Raw genomic sequence first — 21,445 nt, forward strand, 5'->3', positions numbered from 1 at the left:
CATGAATTTATTACCACAAGAAAAATTTGAAACCCTTGGCCTTTCATTACCGCCAGCACCTCAACCTCTTGGTATATATAAACCTTATTTAGTCGACGGAAAATACTTGTATCTTTCTGGTCATGGCCCTGTTCGCGACGATAAATCTTTAATCATTGGCCGAATTGGCGATGACATGGATATCGAAGAAGGAAAACTGGCCGCAAGACAAGTCGGCTTAACTATGCTTTCGACAATTGTAACCAATTTTGGAAGCCTGAACAAAGTAAAACGAGTGATAAAAGTCCTTGGAATGGTGAATTGCAATGGCGATTTCCTAAGACATCCGTATGTAATAAACGGCTGCAGTGAATTGTTTGCTGAAGTTTGGGGACAGGAAAACGGAATTGGAGTAAGAAGCGCCGTAGGAATGGGTTCTTTACCGGACAATATTCCTGTTGAAGTTGAAGCTGTTTTCGAATTATTCTAAAAAATAGGCCACAGACGATAACGATTAAAGAGCAATCTGAATTGGTTAAGAAAATACTTTGATTCTAAGTCTGTGGTTATGTAAAAAATATAGGCCACAGATTATATAGATTAAAAGGATTATTTTTTTTTCGCCACGAATTACACAAATTTTCACGAATTACTTTTTTTACTTCAAGCATATAAAAATTAGTGCAAATTCGTGTAATTCGTGGCGAAAAAATTAAACACATAGAAACATAGATTTTTACTTGAATACTAGGAGGAAGGAAAAAAAGCTAGCTTTTACACATAGCTATGTTTATTAATGCAAAGTGAAACGCCTTTTTCAACACTTTCATAAACTATGTTTCTATGTGTTTAAGAACTAACCGTTACGTTTATAAATCATTTTAATCTATATAATCTGTGGCAAAAAACAAAAAACATGAATACAAATATCCCACAAACAAGAATAGCAACATTTGGAGAATTATTACTTCGGATGAATGTTGCCAATGGAAACCGGTTTACACAGGCAGATGAAATAAAAATTCATGTGGGCGGTGCCGAAGCCAATGTTTGTGTTTTACTTTCCCAACTCGGAATCCAAACCGATTATATTACCCGAGTGCCTCAAAATGATTTGGCACAACTGGCTTTAAACGAACTTCAGAAATACAAAGTAAATACTTCAAAATGTGTTTATGGCGGAGAACGTTTGGGGTTATATTTTGTCGAATCCGGGAACCAAATCAGACAATCTCAGGTTATTTACGACCGAAGCAATTCGTCATTTGCAACCATTCAAAAAGATCAAATTAATTGGCATGAAGTTTTAGAAGATGTTACGCATTTTCATTGGTCAGGAATAAGTCCGGGAGTTTCTCATGAAGCTGGTTTAGCTTGCAAAGAAGCGATTTTGACAGCACATAAAAAAGGCTTACCCATTTCTTCTGATTTTAATTACAGATCAAAATTATGGCAGTACGGAAAACATCCGTCGGAAATTATGCCCGATTTATTACAATACAGCACAATTACGGTTGCTGATCTAGATGCGATTGAAATTTATTTCGGAATCAAAACCGATAAAAACGAATCCGATGAAAATCGTTTTCAAAAAACCTTCGAATTATTAAAAGTAAAAATGCCTTTTCTAAAAACATTGGCAATGAGTTTTAGAAAATCAGACGGGCCGGCGCATTTATACAAAGGTTTATTGATACACGAAGATAATTTTTACCAAACGCCAGAACACAAAATACATGTTGTAACCGACCAAATTGGTTCTGGAGACGCTTTCAACGCAGGATTATTATATGGATTATCTAATAAATTATCCGGACAGGAATGCATTGAATGGGCAACAGCCTGCGGCGTAATCAAACAAAGCATTCACGGAGATTTCGCGATAAGCAATCTCAACGAAATAAGTCATTTTATTAAAAACGGCTCAAGCAATAGAATTAATAGATAAATAAAGAATATGTACAGCATTTTAAAAACGCAAGGTGTACTTCCGTTAGTAACCCAAATCAACATTGAAACAGCCCAAATAGTATTGCAATCAGCGGCTGATGCTGGCATAAAAATTATCGAGTTTGCTGCTCGCGCCAATGATGCAAAAGAAGTTTTTACTCAAATGACAGCCTTTAAAAAAGCAAATAATCTGGATGTTAAAATAGCCGTTGGCTCTATTTTGTCTGTTGATGAAGCAGCAATATACCATCAATTAGGGGCAGACTGCATTGTTTGTCCGCACACTGACCCGGAAATTGGAGCGTACTGCCTTAAGAATAATATTTACTGGATTCCCGGGGCTGCTACTTTAAATGAAATATTACACGCCAATAAATTAGGTGCCGAAGTTGTAAAACTTTTTCCGGCTGATAAAATTGGCGGTCCCGGATATGTAAAAGCGATAAGAGCGCCTTTTCCAAATTTAAAAATAATGCCAACCGGAGGCGTAACACTCGAAGAAAGCAATTTAAAATCGTGGTTTAAATCTGGAGTGGTATGCGTGGGAATTGGTTCTAATTTATTTTCGAAAGAAATGCTTTTGAATTTAAATTACGAGCAGGCATTGCAGGCTTTTCAAAATTTAATTGAAGTTGTAGAAAAAACAAGAAACTAAATTATGCAGGAAAATTGGTGGAAAATTAAATCTGATATCAACATTGATACGCCATTTTTAGCCGCTTACGAAGATCGTATCCGGTTTAATCTTGAACGCCTTATTGGTTCAGTAAATGGTGACACACAAAAATTAAGGCCTCATATTAAAACCCATAAAATTGGTGAAATTCTGGAGTTGTTTAAAATTTACAACATCAAAAAAATAAAATGCGCCACAATTGCCGAAGCCGAACTTGCGGCAATTCACGAAATTCCAGATGTTTTTCTCGCCTATCAGCCTGTTGGAATTAAAAAAGAAAGATGGATTTCGTTAATTCAAAAATATCCGAATACTAATTTCTCAACAATTACAGACAATCTGGATTCGGCGAAAGCCTTAAATGAAATTGCTAAAGAAAATGATTTAAAACTGAACATTTATCTGGATTTAAATACCGGAATGAACAGAACTGGGTTTTCAATTTCGCAAGATTGGACGAATTTAATTGATAAAATTATTAAATTAAAAAACCTTCATTTTGAAGGAATCCATATTTACGACGGTCATTTAAAAGGCAGTGTCGAAGAACGAACGAATACGGCTTCAAATTCATTTTCTGAAATAAAAGAAAAAACAGAAGCAATCGAACAAAAATTGGGTTACGAATTAAAAATTGTTGCCGGTGGTTCTAATACTTTTCCATTTTATGCCACGCAGGAAAATGTTGAATGCAGTCCGGGAACATTTGTTTTTTGGGATTCTAATTATCAGATTCATCTGCCTGAACAAAAATTCAAACCTGCTTTGGTTATCGTTGGAACCATAATTTCAAAACCAACAAATGCAACACTTTGTATAGATATTGGCTACAAAGCTGTTGCTTCAGAAAATCCAATTGAGAAACGATTAGTGATTTTAAATGATGAAAACCTAATCCCAACATCACATTCTGAAGAACATTTGATTTTAGAAAATAAAGGGAAAAACGAGTATAAAATTGGCGATACTATTTATGCACTTCCATATCACGTATGCCCTACCTGTGCACTTTACGATACAGTTCAGGTTGTAAATAAAGGACATCAAATTTGTGATCAATGGAAGGTTGCCGCCCGAAGCAGAGAAATTAATATATAAAATTTAAGTCAAAATATATGTTTATAATAGACGCCCATTTAGACCTGAGCATGAATGCAATGGAATGGAACCGTGATTTAAGAAATGATGTTCCCACGCTGCGTAGTTTAGAAAAAGGAATGACGGACAAACCAGATCGCGAACGTGCGACAGTTTCGTTTCCTGATTTGCGACGCGGTAATATCGGAATTGTTGTGGCAACACAAATTGCAAGATTTGTAAAACCGGGCAGTATTATTCCGGGTTGGAATTCTCCTGAACAAGCTTGGGCACAAACGCAAGGGCAATTAACTTGGTACAAAGCCATGGAAGAAGCTGGAGAAATAACACCAATTACTGATAAAAAATCACTCCAAAAACAACTTGATTTATGGAACGACGGTACTCCAAACGATAAAAAACCTATTGGGTATATTTTGAGTTTAGAAGGCGCTGATTCTATAATTGATATTTCTTATTTAGAAAAAGCATACAATTACGGTTTACGAGCGATTGGCCCTGCACATTACGGCCCCGGACGTTACGCAAACGGAACAGACGCAACCGGAAAAATGAATCAAAACGGTCTTGATTTATTAAAAGAAATGGAACGTTTGAATATTATTCTGGATGCAACGCATTTGTGCGACGATGCTTTTTGGCAGGCTTTAGATCATTATAACGGGCCGGTTTGGGCAAGTCATAACAATTGCAGAAGTTTGGTTGATCATAATCGTCAATACAGCGATGAAATGATAAAAGCTTTGATTTCTAGAGGAGCTGTTATTGGAGGCGCTTTAGATGCTTGGATGTTAGTTCCGAATTGGCAGAGAGGTATTTCGATGCCATTAAAAATGAATTGTGATTTAGAAACGGTTTTTAAACACATGGATCATATTTGCCAGCTTGCCGGAAATGCGAACCACATTGGTGTAGGTTCAGATTTAGACGGCGCTTTTGGTACAGAACAATCTCCGTATGATTTAAATACGATTGCTGACTTGCAAAAATTGGTTCTGATTTTTAAAAACCACGGATATTCTGATGAAGATTTAGATAAAATCTTTCACCAAAACTGGATCAACTTTTTAATGAAAAATTGGGATTAAATAAAAACTAAACTTGGAACTGCCTTCTTATACGATTGTAATTTTTCGTCGCTTGGATCAACTTCCGTCACAACGTAATCTACCTCAGATAAGTTGGCAATTTTCATTTTTAGAACCGTATCCAGTTTTTCAGAAATCGTAAGAATCGCTGTTTTTTCTGAAGCCTGAATCATTGCTTTTTTAACCTGAACCGTTTCCCAGTCAGAATCTGAGAAACCGCCTTCAATATCTAAAGCATTGGTTCCTAATATTAGTAAATCGACTTTAATATTAGCAAGCTGATTGTAAACATCGCCGCTCACACACATTTGGCTGTAGGATGAAATGCTGCCGCCAATCATGATAATTTTAACGTTGGGTTTATCCAAAAGTTCAACCGCAGATAAAACGGTAACCGTAAAAATAGTTAAACTTAAATCATTAGGAATTAAACGAATGAATTCTCTAATTGTCGTTCCGCCGCCAATTAATAAAACCATTCCGTCATGAAGAAGGCCTAACGTTTTTTGCGCAATAATTTGTTTGGATTCGCCCGCATAAGTTTGATTAGAGGAAGAATGGTGATAGGCTTTTGTCATCGCCCCGCCTTTCACTTTAATCAATAAAGATTCTGACTCAAGTTCATTTATATCACGTCTTACAGTATCTTCTGAAACAAATAATTTAGCCGAAAGGGTTTCAAAACTTACACGAGTATGCAAGTTAATCTCTTTTAAAATAAGATTTTTACGTTCTTCTTTAGTGTAATTAACCACTTCATTATCATTATTCATGCAAATTCGTTTTTTGTAAGGACAAATGTAAACAATAAATGCAATATTCTTGCGAAACAAATTATAACACAACGTAATTAAAAAGTTAATTACGCTATTTTAAAGACATTTAAACGCCAATACCTTTTGCAAAAAAAATGCAGACTAATTTTACAAACCTTAAATTTGATTCACAAAACAAAAAAGTAACCATGCAAAAAAGTATATTTCTCTTTTTGATTTTCTGTTTTTCTTTCGGAAATGCACAAAGTACTTCAGATAATATTTCGATTATTCCCGCTCCCAATTTTTATAAATCAACCGGAGACAGCATTCGCATAAGCGGAAAAATTAAAATTGTATTTGATAAAAATAAATACAGCGCAAAAGAATTGAAAACAGCACAGATTTTTGAGTCGGCTATAAACTCAAATACGTCAAATAAAAAAAGCAATATTGAAGTTTTGTTTATTGCCGAAAAACCATCTGCAGTTTCAAAAAAAGAGGCTTACAAAATCAATATTTCTTCCAAAAAAATAACCGTAACCGGAAGTGAAGAAGGATTATTCTATGCGGTTCAGAGTTTATTGCAGCTTTTGCCGAATCAACCCAAAAATCAGGAAGTAAAATTACCTTGCATTTCTATTGAAGACCAGCCCAGATACGACTACCGCGGGCTTCACCTTGATGTTTGCCGTCATTTTTTCTCTGTTGATGTTATAAAAGATTTTATTGCACAAATGTCATGTTATAAATTAAATAATTTCCATTGGCATTTAACAGATGATCAGGGCTGGAGAATTGAGATAAAAAAATATCCAAAACTGACCGAAGTCGGTTCGAAAAGAGCGCAGACTTTAGTAGGCAATAAATTTGAAAGATTTCCTTATTTTTTTGACGGAAATCCATACGGCGGTTTTTATACTCAGGAAGAAATTAAAGACATTGTAAAATTTGCCGAAGACCATTATGTAAATATTATTCCCGAAATCGAAATGCCGGGTCATGCAACAGCGGCGGTAACAGCTTACCCAAATTTATCCTGTTTTCCGGATCGAAATTATAAAGTGGTAGAATCATGGGGCGTTTTTGAAGATATTTTTTGTGCCGGAAAAGAAGAAACTTTTACTTTTTTAGAAGATGTTCTAACTGAAGTTATGGCTTTATTTCCGAGTAAATACATTCATATTGGCGGAGACGAATGTCCAAAAGCAAGATGGAAAGAATGTCCGAATTGTCAAAAGAGAATTAAGGACTTAGGTTTAAAAAATGAACATGAATTACAAAGTTACCTCACAACCCGAATTGAGAAATTCTTAAACGCACACGGAAGACAAATTTTAGGCTGGGACGAAATGCTGGAAGGCGGACTTGCTCCAAATGCAGCTGTGATGTCTTGGCGAGGTGAATCTGGCGGAATCAGCGCTGCAAGACAAAAACATTTTGTAATCATGAATCCTGAACAGGTTTTATATTTAGATTACAATCAAGGTTATTCTCCACAGGAACCTTTAACAATTGGACGATTAACAACGGTTGAAAAAATCTACAAGTACAACCCAACTCCTGTAGACAGCTTAACGATTGAGGAGCAAAAATATATTATGGGCGTGCAGTCGAATCTTTGGTCTGAATATTTGATAAGTCCGGCGAAATTAAATTATATGATTTATCCGCGCGTATTTGCTTTGGCAGAAATTGCCTGGACAGAACCTCAGAATAAAAACTACAACAATTTTATTTTGAACAGAATTCCGCATCATTTAGAAAAACTGGAAGCACAAAAAAGAATGTATAAAGTTCCAATTCCTTTTGGAGCCGAAGAAACAGCTTTAATTGGATCAAAATATATTCTGGATTTAAAACCAACAATTAAAAACGGGCAGATTTTTTATACCATTGATGGTTATAATCCGGATGAAACGGCAGAACTTTATACTAAACCTGTAACGATAAATATCCCAAAAGGCGAATTCCGAATTATAAAAACGGTTCAAATTAGCCCAAGCGGTAGAAAAAGTTCGATCAGTAAAATATTGGTTAGAAATCCAGAGCTGAAATCAGCTTTAGCGGTAAAACCAACAAAAAAAGGATTAAAATTTGATTATTTTACTGGAGCATTGTTTCAGCAGGTTCAGGATTTAGAATTGGCAAAACCTGTCAATTCCGGTATTTTTGAAGGCAAAATAAGCAGTGAAAGATGGAAATCGAAAATAGAGCGTTATATCGGCTTAAAATTCGACGGATACATCTTTATTCCAGAAACGGCAAATTATACAATTTCGACCCTTTCAGACGACGGATCGAAGCTTTTTATAGATAATGAATTAGTTGCAAATAACGATGGCATTCATTGGCTCAATGAAGCTTACGGAGTGGTTAAACTTGAAAAAGGGTTTCATAAAATCAACATTGGTTATTTTGATCAAATTGGAGGAACTACTTTAACTTGTTTTATTCAGCAGGAAGGAAAAGAAAAACAGGAAATAAGTGCTTCGCAATTATATTACGAATAAAACATAAAAAACGCATTCACTAACCAAATGAATGCGTTTTTACTTTCTACTATTTATTAACTATTGCTCTTTATTTTTAGTGTTCGGTATTCCGTTTTCTCTCTTTTCTCTTTGTTCTTTTCTCTTTATTTTCTCACTTAAAAACATCAAAAGCAACATCATAAGTTTTACCATCAAAAACTTCTCTCATTTCAAGTTTTGTACTGTTTAAATTGCTTATTTCTAATTCTACCTCGCCATCTTTATCTAAAACCCAAAGCGGGTATTTCAATTGAGTAATTATTATTTTAGTTTCTCCAGCATCTTTCCATTGCCATTTACCAAATTCCAGATAACTTCCTTTGTTTTGAGAAGTAATGCTGAAATTGGTAAAACACGTTCCTGCTTTCGAAAAATTCACTAAACTGACCGTATCCTGAATTGGCTCTTTTTTGATACGTTTCCAGGTATTGTCACATAACAAATCTGTTTTGGGCGTACTGGTAAACTCAGCAGCTTTTACAACTTTTAGCTCATAAGTATACGTATCAGATCCTTCATATTTGATTGAAAACTTAATGTTGCTGGGATCGCTGTCGTCAAATTTCATTGAACCGAAATTAGAAAGCAATAAAATATCTGTATCTAAAACTTCATAAGTGCCAAAAACAAAAATTTCGGCGTTCTTTTTTGACGTTTTACTGATTTCATTTTTTATGATGATATAGTTTCCGTTTTTATCAAACTCAACCGATTGGAATTCTGTTGAATTTTGCACTATCCATTTTTTACTGATGCTTTCTTTTTGGATATTTTCTTTTTCTGTATTTTCTTCCTGAGCGCAGGAAAACAAACTAATTAATACTAATAAAGAAACTATTATTCGGATGGTTTTGTACATTTTTAAATCTATTATAATAAGATCAAATTTATCGCGTCTTATTTAAACCTGCATCACTATTTATAATGATTTAATAATTTGAAATCTCTTCATAAAAGATGTTTTATCTGCTAAAACTTCCGGATTATAATTTTCAGGACTTTTATTAAAACAGAAACAAATATCAAAAAGGGTAAAAAATAACCAGGAAGTAAAAGTATGATCCAGCCATCTCCATTATGAGGTTTTCCATAGTGTCCGCAAATAAAAATCAGCAAGGTCCAAAAAAGAAATTGAGCCATCGACAGCAAAAACCAATGCAGTAAAAACTGCCAGTAATGATCTATAAAAAATGAAATCAAAAAGCTTATAATAATGCTTCCGGCAAACACATAAGAACCATATTCAATTACAAATGATTCTGAAAAACCGCCAATAAAAAACAGCAGCAGAAACAAAATACAAGTAAACAGTAATTGATAATACAAATAATTATCATTAGTAAAAAAAGGCATATTCATCGTAAACATATTTGTTCCTTTTACTGCTTTAAGAACAGTTGTTATAATGGAATCAAATTTATTTTGAACGCTTTAATTACACATCACTATTTCTAATGAAATAAAAAAAACGCATTCAAATTAATGAATGCGTTCTTCTTTTATCTTAAAAAATTATTTACCGCTAATGGCTTTGCTAATTTTTTCAAAGTCATTATCCTTTAAATTATACGTTGCCGCTCCATAAAAATAATATACCGGATCGCCTGTTTTAGCATTAACAACCTGCAAATATTTATTTGCATTCATGCTTACATATCTTAAATAATAAATCTCTTCATTATTTAAAATCTTCTTTTCTAAATCCTCATCTTTTATAAATTCATACTTATATTTATAATCTTCTAAAAGTTCTTTAAGATCTTTTTCGTCTCTCTCTTTTTCTGATATTCTCCAAGGGCTAAACTCCAGTTTATAAGCTTCAGGAATATACAATGTATTATCTTTTAGATTTTTAATTTCGGGAGTAACAAAATCGTCATAAAGTCCGATGTTTTCTCCTTTAGTAAGCATTTTATTTATTTGCTGAAAGTAGTTTTTCAGCATTCCTAAATTGGTATTTGTAAACGATTTTTCGGTATACATTCTATCATAAAGAAGACTTGCTTTTTCATCTGATCTTGCAACCATTGCATCTGCTAAAAATTTAGAATTAACAGAAAGCGGGGCTCTTGCAACAAACGATAAATTTTCATTAAAAAGACTTTTCAGTTTTCTGCTATACTTTTTATCATCTGATTTAAGCTTTGCAAAACCTTTCTCAAATTTTTCCTGATCTAAAAGTTGTATTCCAAAGTTAGTATGAACATAAACAGTACCTTTTCCTGTTACTCTTATATCTCCAAAAAGCTCTGCAAATGAATAGGCATCGTCAGCATAACCTGTTATATTAAAATCTTTAAACTCAACTAATTTGTAAGGAGTTACAGTCCAGACTTCTTTTAAAATTTTTTCGTAATCTTCTTTTTGATTTATTTGAGGCAGTACAAAAATGGTAGTTGTAGCCTTAAATTTTTCTAACTCTCCTTTTTCAAATTTTTCGTTTGCTCCTCTGTCAGACGGAGAAACCGAAACCTGAGAATAGTTTTTAACGCTGAAAACCAGCATTACAAATAGTAAAATTCTTTTCATTAAATGATTTTGTTTTTGGTTATTATTTATGGAATAAATGTAGTACAAAAAAAACGCATTCAAATTAATGAATGCGTTTTTTAAATATACTAAATTGTTGTATTCTCTTATCCTTTCAAGCTTGCTGCTAAATACTCACGGTTCATACGTGCGATATTTTCCAGCGAAATTCCTTTTGGACATTCGATTTCACAAGCTCCTGTATTTGTACAGTTTCCGAAACCTTCTAAATCCATTTGGTGAACCATGTTTAATACACGGTCAACTGCTTCAACTTTACCTTGCGGTAATAATGCATATTGAGAAACTTTTGCAGAAACGAATAACATTGCCGATGAGTTTTTACAAGTTGCAACACAAGCTCCGCAACCAATACAAGCTGCAGCATCAAATGATTTATCTGCATCGTGTTTGTTGATTGGAATTGTATTCGCATCAATTGTATTTCCTGAAGTATTTACAGAGATAAATCCTCCTGCATGTTGAATTCTGTCAAAAGAACTTCTGTCAACAACTAAATCTTTAATTACAGGGAAAGCTTTTGCTCTAAATGGCTCGATAAAAATCGTATCACCATCTTTAAACATACGCATGTGTAACTGACAAGTTGTAACACCTCTGTCTGGTCCGTGTGCTTCACCGTTGATGAATAAAGAACACATTCCGCAGATTCCTTCACGACAATCGTGGTCAAATGCTACTGGCTCTTCTCCTCTATTGATTAATTGTTCGTTAAGAACATCAAGCATTTCAAGGAAAGACATGTCTGGTTCAATTCCATCAATAGGATATTCTACAATCCCTCCTTTATCTTGGGCGTTTTTTTGACGCCATATTTTTAATGTAAGTTTCATACCTTTTTCGTTTGAAAGTCATAAAGTCGAAAGTCGAAAGTCGCTTGGCACATTTTGCCTTTTGACTTTAAGACTTTGGGCTTTCGACCAAATTCTTATTTATAACTTCTTTGAACTAATTTAATGTTTTCGTAATTAAGAGGTTCTTTGTGTAATACTGCATCACTTGGTTTTCCTTTGTATTCCCAAGCTGCAACGTATGCAAAGTTATCATCATCACGAAGTGCTTCTCCTTCTTCTGTTTGGTATTCCTCACGGAAGTGGCCACCACAAGATTCATTACGGTGTAAAGCATCTTTCGCGAACAACTCTCCTAATTCTAAGAAATCGGCAACACGAGTTGCTTTTTCTAATTCCTGATTAAATTCGTAAGCGCTTCCAGGAACTTTTACATCTTTATAAAACTCTTCACGTAAAGCAGCAATTTCTTCGATAGCTTCAGTTAAACCTTTAGCATTACGAGCCATACCTACTTTATCCCACATGATTTTTCCTAATTTTTTGTGGAAATAATCTACAGAATGAGTTCCGTTATTATTGATAAATTTATTAATTTGATCAACAACCGCTTTCTCAGCTTCAACGAATTCTGGTAAGTCTGTAGAAATTTCTCCCATTTTAATATCCGGAGCTAAATAATCTCCAATAGTATATGGCAATACGAAATATCCATCAGCTAAACCTTGCATTAAAGCAGAAGCTCCAAGTCTGTTTGCTCCGTGATCAGAGAAGTTAGATTCTCCAATTGAGAAACATCCAGGAATTGTAGTCATTAAGTTATAATCAACCCAAGTTCCACCCATTGTGTAGTGAACCGCAGGGTAAATCATCATTGGTGTTGTATAAGGATCTTCATCAACGATTTTATAGTACATCTGGAATAAGTTTCCGTATTTACTTTTCACGATTGCAGCTCCTAATTTAGTTATCAAAGCAGCATCTTTATCATCTAAACCTTTTACGTAAGCGTCTTCAGTTCCGTAACGCTTAATTGCTGCTGCGAAATCTAAGTAAACTGCTTCTCCAGTTTTGTTAACTCCAAAACCAGCATCACATCTTTCTTTAGCCGCACGAGACGCAACGTCACGAGGAACTAAGTTACCAAACGCTGGGTATCTTCTTTCTAAGAAATAATCTCTTTCTTCTTCAGATAAATCTGTTGCTTTTTTCTTTCCTTCACGGATTGCTTTTGCATCTTCCAAGTTTTTCGGTACCCAAATACGACCATCATTACGTAATGATTCAGACATCAAAGTCAGTTTTGACTGGTGATCTCCTGAAACCGGGATACATGTTGGGTGAATTTGTGTGTAACAAGGATTTGCAAAAAACGCTCCTTTTTTATGAATTTTCCAAGCTGCTGTTGCGTTACTTCCCATAGCATTTGTTGAAAGGAAAAATACGTTTCCGTATCCTCCAGAACCAACTACTACCGCGTGAGCAGAATGTCTTTCTATTTCTCCAGTGATTAAGTTACGAGCGATAATACCTCTCGCTTTTCCGTTCACGATTACAATGTCAAGCATTTCGTGACGGTTGTACATTTTAATTTTTCCACGACCAATTTGACGGTTCATTGCAGAATAAGCTCCTAACAATAATTGTTGTCCTGTTTGTCCTTGTGCGTAAAATGTACGAGAAACCAAAGTTCCTCCAAAAGAACGGTTATCAAGAAGTCCGCCATATTCACGAGCCAATGGCACCCCTTGAGCCACACACTGGTCAATAATATTTGCAGAAACTTCAGCCAAACGGTGAACGTTTGCCTCACGTGCGCGGTAGTCACCACCTTTTACAGTATCGTAGAACAATCTGTAAACTGAGTCACCGTCACCTTTATAATTTTTTGCAGCATTAATACCTCCTTGCGCAGCAATAGAGTGCGCACGACGAGGTGAATCCTGAAAACAAAATGCTTTTACGTTATACCCTAACTCAGCTAAAGTAGCCGCAGCAGAACCTCCAGCTAAACCTGTACCAACTACAATAATATCTAAATTACGTTTGTTAGCAGGGTTTACTAAATTAATATGATCTTTATAATTTGTCCATTTGTCCGCTATAGGACCACTAGGAATTTTTGAATCTAATGCCATTATAATTGATATTAATTATTGAAATGATGAAATAATGCGATAATTACGAAAGCGGCTGGTACTACAACTGCAAACCATAAACCAACTTTACTTAAGAATCGAGAATATTTGTTGTGCATTCCCACTGATTGAAGTGAAGAAGCAAATCCGTGCCATAAGTGAAATCCTAAAAGGATAAAAGATACACAGTATAATCCTGTACGTATCGGGCTGTGAAATTTATGAACTAACTCTCCATAATATCTTGTAGCATCTGGAGCTGTACCTGCTATATATTTGTAGCCAAGTTCAGGAAACCAGAAATCATAAAAATGCAATCCTAAGAAAGCCAAAATAACCAATCCAGAAATAATCATATTTCTAGAACTCCAAGAAGCATTTGCAGCTCCGTTGTATTTTGCATAAGCAATTGGTCTTGCTGCGCTGTTTTGAGCAGTAAGAATGAATCCCATTACGAAGTGCAAAATTACTCCGAATGCCAAAACTGGCTGCATTACATATTGTATCAACGGATTGTAACCCATAAAATGAGAGACTTCGTTGAAAACGTTTTCACTCAAAATAGAAATAAAATTTAGGGTAACATGCAGCGCTAAAAACGTGATTAAGAATATTCCCGAAAGAGCCATAGCCACTTTCTTTAAGATGGAAGCATTCAACTGTGCAGATTGTGCCATAAGTGTTTAAGTAGTTTGTTTTAAAAAATTAGACAAAAATAACTCAATTACAAAAGAACTACAACCATTTCGTTGTTATTTATAATGATTTTAAAATAGGCTACGTATACGTATTTTTACGTATAAATTTATTTTTAATAATAAATAATTTAGTATAGAAAAGCTTAAAAAACTGCTTTAGAGTCATTTCAGTCTAATTTCAATACTTAAGAGTTTCCTAAAAATTATGATATTGATATTTTATTCAAAGTTTTGATTTGTTTTCTTCAAAAGTGCCAGCTGCACATAATTTTATGTAAGCAAAAAATTGTCATTCCATTACATAGTTTTACCTTTATCGGCTTCAAAAAATAACAGAATGAAAACAGGAATTGATGCCATCTCTTTTGATGTTGCAAACATACACTTACCCATAAAAACTTTGGCAAACGCCAGAAATATTGAACCTGAAAAATTAGAAAAAGGTCTTGGATTACTTAAAATGACTTTTCCGGATGTTCATCAGGATGCGGTTGTTTTTGGAGCAAATGCTTTAACCAAACTTATTACTGATAATAAAATCAACTTAAACGAAATAAGCCGAATTTATGTTGGTACCGAAAGCGGCATCGACAGTTCGAAACCAATTGCTTCTTATTTAATTAATTTGATGGAGCAAAAATTTGGCGAAGATTCATTGGCAGAATGTGATGTTGTAGATTTTACTTTTGCTTGTATTGGCGGTGTTGACGCTTTGCAAAACTGTCTTGATTTTGTAAAATTAAATCCGACTAAAAAAGCAATTGTAGTTACAACTGATTTTGCAAAATACGATTTAAATTCTGGCGGAGAATATACACAGGGCGCTGGGGCTGTTGCGATGCTGATTACGGCAGATCCAAAAATTATTGCTTTTGATGATAATTGGGCAACGAGTACAAAAGGTGTTTTTGATTTCTTTAAACCGTACAGAACTGTTTCTAAAGAAGAAATCACAAAAAATACCAACAACGATTCTTGGTTTGACAATTTAGAAGCCGAAATCGAAATCCACAAAGATCAGCCGGTTTTTGACGGTCAATATTCCAACCAATGTTATATGGATCGTACGCGAAATGCTTACTTTTCATTCAAAAAATTAAAAAATACTACCGAAACGTTATATAATACTTGGCATAGTATTGTAATGCACTTGCCATATTCTTTCCAAGGTAGAAGAATGTTATCTGAAATCTATGCTTTAGACAGTGCCGAAAAAATTATTGCCGATAATATTGCACCTGCAGATTATCAGACAAAAATTAAAGAAGTAGCAAAATCTGAGGATTACAGAAGTTTTGTAACCGAGAAATTACAGCCTGCAGAATTGGCTTCTTCATTAATTGGAAATCTATATACAGGTTCTATTTTCATGGGATTATTATCGACTTTGGCTCATTTTTATGATACGAATAAAGACGTTTCAGGAACTAAATTTGGTTTCTTAGCTTACGGAAGCGGATCGAAATCAAAAGTTTTTGAAGGAACAATTCAGCCAGAATGGAAGTTGGCTTTAGAGAATGTAAAACTTTTTGAAAATTTGGCCGAAAGCGTAGAAATTGATTTCAACACTTATGAAAGTCTTCATAAAAAAGAACAAAAACAAAGTGTAAGAACTCCAAAAAACGAATGGGTTTTAGACCGAATTGAAAAAGAGATTCCGGTTTTGATTGGGGCGAGATATTATAAATGGGTGGATTAATAAAATTTCAATAAAGAAACTCCAAATTCCAAAACTGGAGTTTCTATAAAAAAAACCGAAGCCTTCGCTTCGGTTTTTTTATTCACTCATTTTCTTTTCCTTCGTAATGTTCTTTTATTTTTACCAAAATATCGTAAGTAACACCTATATTTCTTTCTTTATTTCGTCTTGCCCAGAAACTATAAATCCATACTGTGGTTAACTGAGTACTGTATAGGCTTTCTCCATTTCTATCAGCATTTTTCTTGATTAACTGTAAAGCTGCTGGTGATACATAAGGTTTAATCTTTGGAAAATAAACCATAGGATATTTTCTGGAAGAAGCCATAATATCATAAATATTCTCCAGAGCATTCATATCTGGATCTAATGCATCAATATCATCATAACTTTTAATAAGAGCGTCAACTAATAAATTTAGATTAGAGTCAAAATACATTTTGTTAGATATAAATGCATAAACCAAAGGACTATAATTATTAAATGCATCTTCAAGATCTCTTGAATTATATCGAACCATTTTAATTTTATCAAGAATTCCATGAGAATTATTTAAGCGAAGTCCCATCTGAATCGATCTTCTAATTTCCATAAAAGACTGATCTTTTCTCAGCTTCAAAAAATTTGACAAGAAAAACCTAAGATAATCCTGTGTTTCATTCCAATTATCATCATTAAATATTCCTTTAGAATCAATTTCTTTCTCTATTTCAGGATAACTAAAATCTTTAATACCGTAATAATCATCTTCGTAATTTCTTAACTCTTCGAATCCTTCATAAATAGCTACACTATCTATCGCGAAACTGTCTATAACTGCATAGGCTGTATCAGTTCTCATTTCAGTCGTTTCATCTACTTCAGGGATTGTCTTTAAAGTGTCTACCACTTCATTTGTAGAATACTGCAACGTCAACAGATTGTTTAAACCGATAAATAAAGAACCTCCAAAAATAAGTACTGAAAGAAAAATCATTAAGCCTCCAAGCAACGGACTCACTTCATTGACAGAATCTTTTATCTTAAAAAAAAGACCTACAAGCAAACTTGCAATAAATACAATTCCTAAAAAAACAGAAAATCGTATTCCGAAACCTTCATAACCTTTTATACCAATTTTAAAACTCAGAATCACACAAACAAGAGAAGACAGAAATACAATGGTACTGAAAACTACATTTGTAAAGAAAGAATTGCGCCAAAATTTATCTTCGTCATTTTCTGAATTATCAGCAGAATCAGAATTAATAATTGCTGCTATTAATCGCTGAATTAATATTGAAATTCCTAATACAAGAAAAAGAGAAAAGCCAATTAACAATAAAGGAATTTTTGAAATAACTGCAAAGTCAATACCGTATTGTATATTATAAAATAAAAAAGCAACTACAATTATTACGAAAAACTGAACTATTAAAATTGTTTTATAAGATTTTATCATTCTTACTTAAGATATTTATTTGTAATGCTCTTTAATTTCTTTTAAAATTGATACTGCTTCATTTACGCTCCCGTCTTTGTTTCTTCTTGCCCAAAAACTGTAAAACCAAACAACATCAGAACTATGGGCACAAAAAACTTTATCACGCCTCAGTTCTCTAAGTGCATAAGGAGAACAATATTTCTCCAGCCCTGGCAAATATCCTGCAATACTATAAGTGCCTGATTTTTCAGGGTCACTTTGCATAACTTTGTAAATTTCATTCAGTTTTTCACTATCTGTGCCTACATCATCATAAGCCATTAATAATCCGTCTACAATTTCATCTAAATGTTTGTCTTGGTAAGTTTCTTTAGAAAGGGTATTATAGAGAATTGATTTATAGCTTTCAAATGCAGATTGAAGTTCCTTGGGACGGTCTTTTAGATTCTCAATATAATTGAACAAATAAAAATAGCTATCTTCTGAATCTGAACCTAATTGGCTAGATATAAACCATCTTACATCCACAAAATAATCCTGCCAAAATTCTTTAACATTAACCTGCCAAGCTTCTTTTTCTCCAAACAACTTCTGCGTTATCGCCTCACATGAAGCTTCAAGTCTCGACTTATCTATTTCTATAGGTTCTTGAACTTCTTCGCTTTCTTGATAATCACCTTCTTCACTTTCCTCGTAACTATCATCACCATCATAATCGCCAAACTGTTCTTCTCCCTCTGCCGGTATTCTTTTTTCGTTTTTAGCGATTTTATAGCTTTCAGATGCCTCATGAAATTTTCCCATAAAAAGAATATCTCCAAAAACCGAAGCGCCTATTATTAAAAAGCTGAAAATTAAAATGAAAACTGCAAGTGTTTTGCTTTCTTTCCAATTGATTCCGGCTGCCAGAAAAAATGAAGCTGTTACCAGACTTATCACAACAACAAGTAAAGCTCTTGAAATTATTGAACCGTAAAATAGTACTGGATCGTCGACAATAATAGAATCTTCTTGAGAAATTATTACCGAAAAAATGGCAATAACAGCTAAGAAGAAAACATTACAATAAAAGGCAAATTTCCAGAAATTCTGCTGGCGTTTTATTTTCAAAATCTCCGCTTCATCATCTTGTGGAATATTTTCCTGTTTTGAAAACAAACTAAAGAGTGCGAGAACCAAACCAATACCAAAAACCAACAGCGGAATCGCATATCCATAATTAAATTCGTATGGATGAAGCTGTCTAATTCTAAGCGTTTTTTGTTCTCTGAAATTTGACAGGATTAAAATGCCCAGTAAAAGAATAGGAATAAATTGAAGCAGCAAAACGTTTTTAAAAAACTTGGTTTTTTTATTCATAAGAGGAGTAATAGCGCGTATAGGAATCTATCCAAAACTATTAAAAATAAATTAACATTTTGTTACTGAAATTATTTTTTTTAACATTGAAAAACAAGCCTAAAGCTCACATTTATAATTTCAATAAAAAGACTTGAACAACAATATCGTGTAAAAACCTTTGTCAAAGTTTAAAACTTTGACAAAGGTCGCCGTATAAAAAAGCAATCAATCCTTTTTATGCTGCTCTGTATAATTTTGATTTCCTTTAATTCGCGCATCTTCGGTATGCATTCCGTTTGCCATTCCTAACATAAAGGCTGTAATTATAATGATAAATTTTCTTTTTATCCGATGAAGAACTGGTCGCTTAGATTGTTCCAAGCGAGATTTTTTATTTTGTTTATACATTTTAAAAATGATAAATGATTAGACATTATTGTATCATCTTATGCTTTGAGATTGCATAAATCTTAAGAAATAATTTTTCTTAAGCGTTGTATAAACTTTTACTGAAGTGATTTGAAATGATTATTTCATTTATAAAAACAGCGTGATTTATAAATGAATTTATTTTTTGATGAAGCAGATTTTGTAGTTTCAACAGTTTCTTGATTTGAAAAGAAAAAACATTTTCGGCTTTAAGAAAATTTAAAACAATAGAAAATCTTGTTTTATTGCAAGAAGCGACTTGCCCAAACTTATATAAACGAGAATTTTTAAGATTTAATTCTCCTTTTAAAATTACAAACGAAGATTGGTAATATTCTGCCGATTTTGATTGAGAATATAAAGTACCATCGCCCGCAATCACGACAAAAGCCAGAAAGAGTGCAATTAGGTATTTTATATGTTTTTTCAAATCTGTTTATTATTAAAGTTTCATTTCCATAACGGGCATGAAACGGTTTTTTATTGAAGTTTCGAATTCTCCAATTTTTACAAATCCCATTTTGGAATAAAATTCCTCAGCATTTGGCTCTGAATCGAGTGTTATCTTTTCGATTTTAGCTTCCTTCATTCTGTTTAAAAAATCGAGAAGCAGATATTTTCCAAATCCTTTTCCAATATATTCGGGCAAGATAAATAAATTATCCATTGTAACATTCTTTTCGTTTTGAAAAATATAAGAATAATAACCTATAATTAGATTGTCATTTATCAATTTGTAAACATGATTTTCTTTTATATAATCCTGCGAAATGGTTAAATTTTTATCCCATTTTTGAATTTGCTCTTCAGAATATCCCCAATAAGCTTTTGATTTTTTGGTTATTTCCGTCAGGATTTCGTTGTCGGTTATATTAGCTTTTTGAATTATCATTGCTTTGAAAAAAATATGTGAAATTAAAATTGATCGAATCTTTATCAAAGTTTAAAACTTTGGCAAAGATCACAACATACAAATTAATTGCCTCCTGCTTTAGCTGAAGGTCCAAGAAAGTCTTCAATATAAATGGCTTTAGCCTAAATATTTATTTTTGGCTAAAGCCCTCGTCGGTTTTCTCAATATTATCCCCAGTTAAAACTGGGGGCTATTGAAATATTTGAGAATGATTACTTATAAATCGTAAACTTATTATGACTCAAAGCAAATCCCAGATTTTCATAAATCGCCACGTTTTCTAATCGTTTTTTATTTGTAGTTACTTCGATGCTTTTCAAATTATTTTGATCTGCAAAATTTAAAATCTCATTTATTAATAAACGTCCAACGCCCTGACCTCGATATTTTTGATGAATAAAAAATTCCTGAATTTCACCAACTAATCCGCAATGATGGAGGAGATTTTGGGTGTGAAAACTAATAAATCCTAAACCTTCATTTTCGTTTTCGGCAATTAGATAAAGGTTTTTTGGGTTTGAGATGTTTTCATTGAAAATTTCTTCGAAAGTTTTAAAATCTAAAACTTCATTTTCGAGTTCGCAGATTGCTTTGTAAACGAAGTCTAGATCTTGGTTTTGTGCTTTTCTTATTTTGATTTCTTTTCCCATAATCTAATAGCATTATTAAGATTCTAAATTACTAAGATTTTCCACAATCTTGTCATTTCGACGAAGGAGAAATCTCCACAAGTAACTCGACAAAGATTGGCGATTTTGATTGCGGAGCTACTTGTGGAGATTTCTCCTTCGTCGAAATGACAAAAACAATACAAACGCTATATTTTAAAATCAATAATAGTCAGAAAAATTGTATTTTTGATTAACTGAAAATAATTCACAATTTGTATCTCACAAACAAAAACTTGTTTTCTACACAAACCAAAAAAGATAAAAAAATTTTGAATATCTTTGAACTATGAGCACAGCAAAACCAAAACATATTGGCCGAAACATAAGCCGAATTAGAGAACTGAGAGACATGAAGCAAGAAGCGCTTGCGCTGGCAATTGGCACAACTCAGCAATCTATCTCTATTATTGAAGGAAGCGAAAGCGTTGACGACGAAAAATTAAAAACTATTGCTGATGCATTAGGAGTTTCAACTGAAGCTATTAAAAATTTTTCTGAAGATGCTGTTTTTAATATTATTGGAAATACTTATAATGACGACTCTTCTTCTATAAAAAACTATAATTGCACTTTTAATCCATTAGATAAACTTCTTGAAGCTATTGATAAAAATGAACAACTTTATGAAAGATTGATTCAGGTTGAAAAAGATAAAGCATCTTATTTAGAAAAATTACTTAAAGAAAAATAATTACCAAAAAGATTTAACTCT

General features: G+C 33.3%; 21 protein-coding genes. 8 read left to right on the forward strand and 13 right to left on the reverse strand.

The features are described 5' to 3' along the window. The first annotated feature begins 1 nt into the window (after position 1). From B3C18_RS12450 to B3C18_RS12470, 5 genes are all read left to right on the forward strand, one after another. Positions 2–469 (forward strand): RidA family protein, encoded by a 468-nt coding sequence (locus B3C18_RS12450; RefSeq protein ID WP_053473321.1) that lies wholly within the window; start codon positions 2–4, stop codon positions 467–469. 426 nt (positions 470–895) lie between these two features. Continuing rightward, positions 896–1,927: a sugar kinase gene (locus B3C18_RS12455; RefSeq protein ID WP_291147142.1), complete on the forward strand. Its 1,032-nt coding sequence runs from the start codon at positions 896–898 to the stop codon at positions 1,925–1,927. 9 nt (positions 1,928–1,936) lie between these two features. After that, the gene (locus B3C18_RS12460) at positions 1,937–2,584 is read left to right on the forward strand and encodes an aldolase (RefSeq protein ID WP_291147146.1); all 648 of its coding nucleotides are present in this window, start codon (positions 1,937–1,939) and stop codon (positions 2,582–2,584) included. A 3-nt stretch (positions 2,585–2,587) separates the two neighbouring features. Continuing rightward, positions 2,588–3,703, forward strand: coding sequence for a D-TA family PLP-dependent enzyme (locus B3C18_RS12465; protein WP_291147149.1), 1,116 nt, complete (start codon positions 2,588–2,590; stop codon positions 3,701–3,703). A 17-nt stretch (positions 3,704–3,720) separates the two neighbouring features. Next, a complete protein-coding gene (locus B3C18_RS12470) occupies positions 3,721–4,791 on the forward strand; it encodes a dipeptidase (protein WP_291147152.1) in 1,071 nt (356 codons plus the stop codon). On the opposite strand, the gene B3C18_RS12475 is transcribed toward B3C18_RS12470, so the two are convergent. Further along, on the reverse strand, positions 4,788–5,564 hold the full coding sequence (locus B3C18_RS12475; protein WP_053473326.1) for a DeoR/GlpR family DNA-binding transcription regulator: 777 nt from the start codon (positions 5,562–5,564) through the stop codon (positions 4,788–4,790). The genes B3C18_RS12470 and B3C18_RS12475 overlap by 4 nt on opposite strands. Positions 5,565–5,755: 191 nt before the next feature. Between B3C18_RS12475 and B3C18_RS12480 the strand changes: the two genes are divergently transcribed. Further along, complete coding sequence (locus tag B3C18_RS12480) at positions 5,756–8,059, forward strand: family 20 glycosylhydrolase (RefSeq protein WP_291147157.1); 2,304 nt, start codon at positions 5,756–5,758, stop codon at positions 8,057–8,059. Between the two features lie 133 nt (positions 8,060–8,192). Here the strand turns inward: B3C18_RS12480 and B3C18_RS12485 are convergent, their stop codons facing one another. The 6 genes from B3C18_RS12485 to B3C18_RS12510 all read right to left on the reverse strand — a co-directional run bounded on the left by B3C18_RS12485 (position 8,193) and on the right by B3C18_RS12510 (position 14,236). Next, positions 8,193–8,939, reverse strand: coding sequence for a hypothetical protein (locus B3C18_RS12485; RefSeq protein WP_291147160.1), 747 nt, complete (start codon positions 8,937–8,939; stop codon positions 8,193–8,195). A gap of 110 nt (positions 8,940–9,049) precedes the next feature. Next, positions 9,050–9,448, reverse strand: a complete 399-nt coding sequence (locus B3C18_RS12490; RefSeq protein WP_291147163.1) for a hypothetical protein — start codon at positions 9,446–9,448, stop codon at positions 9,050–9,052. Between the two features lie 144 nt (positions 9,449–9,592). After that, positions 9,593–10,609: a hypothetical protein gene (locus B3C18_RS12495; RefSeq protein WP_291147166.1), complete on the reverse strand. Its 1,017-nt coding sequence runs from the start codon at positions 10,607–10,609 to the stop codon at positions 9,593–9,595. A gap of 107 nt (positions 10,610–10,716) precedes the next feature. After that, the gene (locus B3C18_RS12500; protein ID WP_053473331.1) at positions 10,717–11,463 is read right to left on the reverse strand and encodes a succinate dehydrogenase/fumarate reductase iron-sulfur subunit; all 747 of its coding nucleotides are present in this window, start codon (positions 11,461–11,463) and stop codon (positions 10,717–10,719) included. A 95-nt stretch (positions 11,464–11,558) separates the two neighbouring features. Continuing rightward, the gene (locus tag B3C18_RS12505) at positions 11,559–13,559 is read right to left on the reverse strand and encodes a fumarate reductase/succinate dehydrogenase flavoprotein subunit (RefSeq protein WP_291147170.1); all 2,001 of its coding nucleotides are present in this window, start codon (positions 13,557–13,559) and stop codon (positions 11,559–11,561) included. Positions 13,560–13,570: 11 nt separating this feature from the next. Next, positions 13,571–14,236 (reverse strand): succinate dehydrogenase cytochrome b subunit, encoded by a 666-nt coding sequence (locus tag B3C18_RS12510; RefSeq protein ID WP_291147173.1) that lies wholly within the window; start codon positions 14,234–14,236, stop codon positions 13,571–13,573. A 358-nt stretch (positions 14,237–14,594) separates the two neighbouring features. Here B3C18_RS12510 and B3C18_RS12515 point away from each other — a divergent pair, with 358 nt between their 5' ends. Continuing rightward, positions 14,595–15,956, forward strand: coding sequence for a hydroxymethylglutaryl-CoA synthase family protein (locus tag B3C18_RS12515; protein WP_291147176.1), 1,362 nt, complete (start codon positions 14,595–14,597; stop codon positions 15,954–15,956). Between the two features lie 82 nt (positions 15,957–16,038). Here the strand turns inward: B3C18_RS12515 and B3C18_RS12520 are convergent, their stop codons facing one another. The 6 genes from B3C18_RS12520 to B3C18_RS12545 form a co-directional block, all read right to left on the reverse strand. After that, positions 16,039–17,397 carry a hypothetical protein gene (locus B3C18_RS12520; RefSeq protein WP_291147179.1) on the reverse strand — a complete coding sequence of 453 codons (1,359 nt, stop codon included), beginning with the start codon at positions 17,395–17,397 and terminating at the stop codon, positions 16,039–16,041. Positions 17,398–17,412: 15 nt separating this feature from the next. Next, the gene (locus tag B3C18_RS12525) at positions 17,413–18,738 is read right to left on the reverse strand and encodes a hypothetical protein (RefSeq protein ID WP_291147182.1); all 1,326 of its coding nucleotides are present in this window, start codon (positions 18,736–18,738) and stop codon (positions 17,413–17,415) included. 207 nt (positions 18,739–18,945) lie between these two features. Beyond that, positions 18,946–19,101, reverse strand: coding sequence for a hypothetical protein (locus tag B3C18_RS12530; protein ID WP_349680579.1), 156 nt, complete (start codon positions 19,099–19,101; stop codon positions 18,946–18,948). A gap of 106 nt (positions 19,102–19,207) precedes the next feature. After that, complete coding sequence (locus B3C18_RS12535) at positions 19,208–19,579, reverse strand: hypothetical protein (protein ID WP_291147188.1); 372 nt, start codon at positions 19,577–19,579, stop codon at positions 19,208–19,210. A gap of 12 nt (positions 19,580–19,591) precedes the next feature. Next, positions 19,592–20,041, reverse strand: a complete 450-nt coding sequence (locus tag B3C18_RS12540) for a GNAT family N-acetyltransferase (protein WP_291147191.1) — start codon at positions 20,039–20,041, stop codon at positions 19,592–19,594. A gap of 233 nt (positions 20,042–20,274) precedes the next feature. Then, complete coding sequence (locus B3C18_RS12545) at positions 20,275–20,712, reverse strand: GNAT family N-acetyltransferase (protein ID WP_291147194.1); 438 nt, start codon at positions 20,710–20,712, stop codon at positions 20,275–20,277. 307 nt (positions 20,713–21,019) lie between these two features. Between B3C18_RS12545 and B3C18_RS12550 the strand changes: the two genes are divergently transcribed. Continuing rightward, positions 21,020–21,424, forward strand: coding sequence for a helix-turn-helix domain-containing protein (locus B3C18_RS12550; RefSeq protein WP_291147197.1), 405 nt, complete (start codon positions 21,020–21,022; stop codon positions 21,422–21,424). The last annotated feature ends 21 nt before the right edge of the window (positions 21,425–21,445 follow it).

This window comes from Flavobacterium sp. UBA7680 (genome assembly GCF_002482975.1).
Taxonomy (GTDB): domain Bacteria; phylum Bacteroidota; class Bacteroidia; order Flavobacteriales; family Flavobacteriaceae; genus Flavobacterium.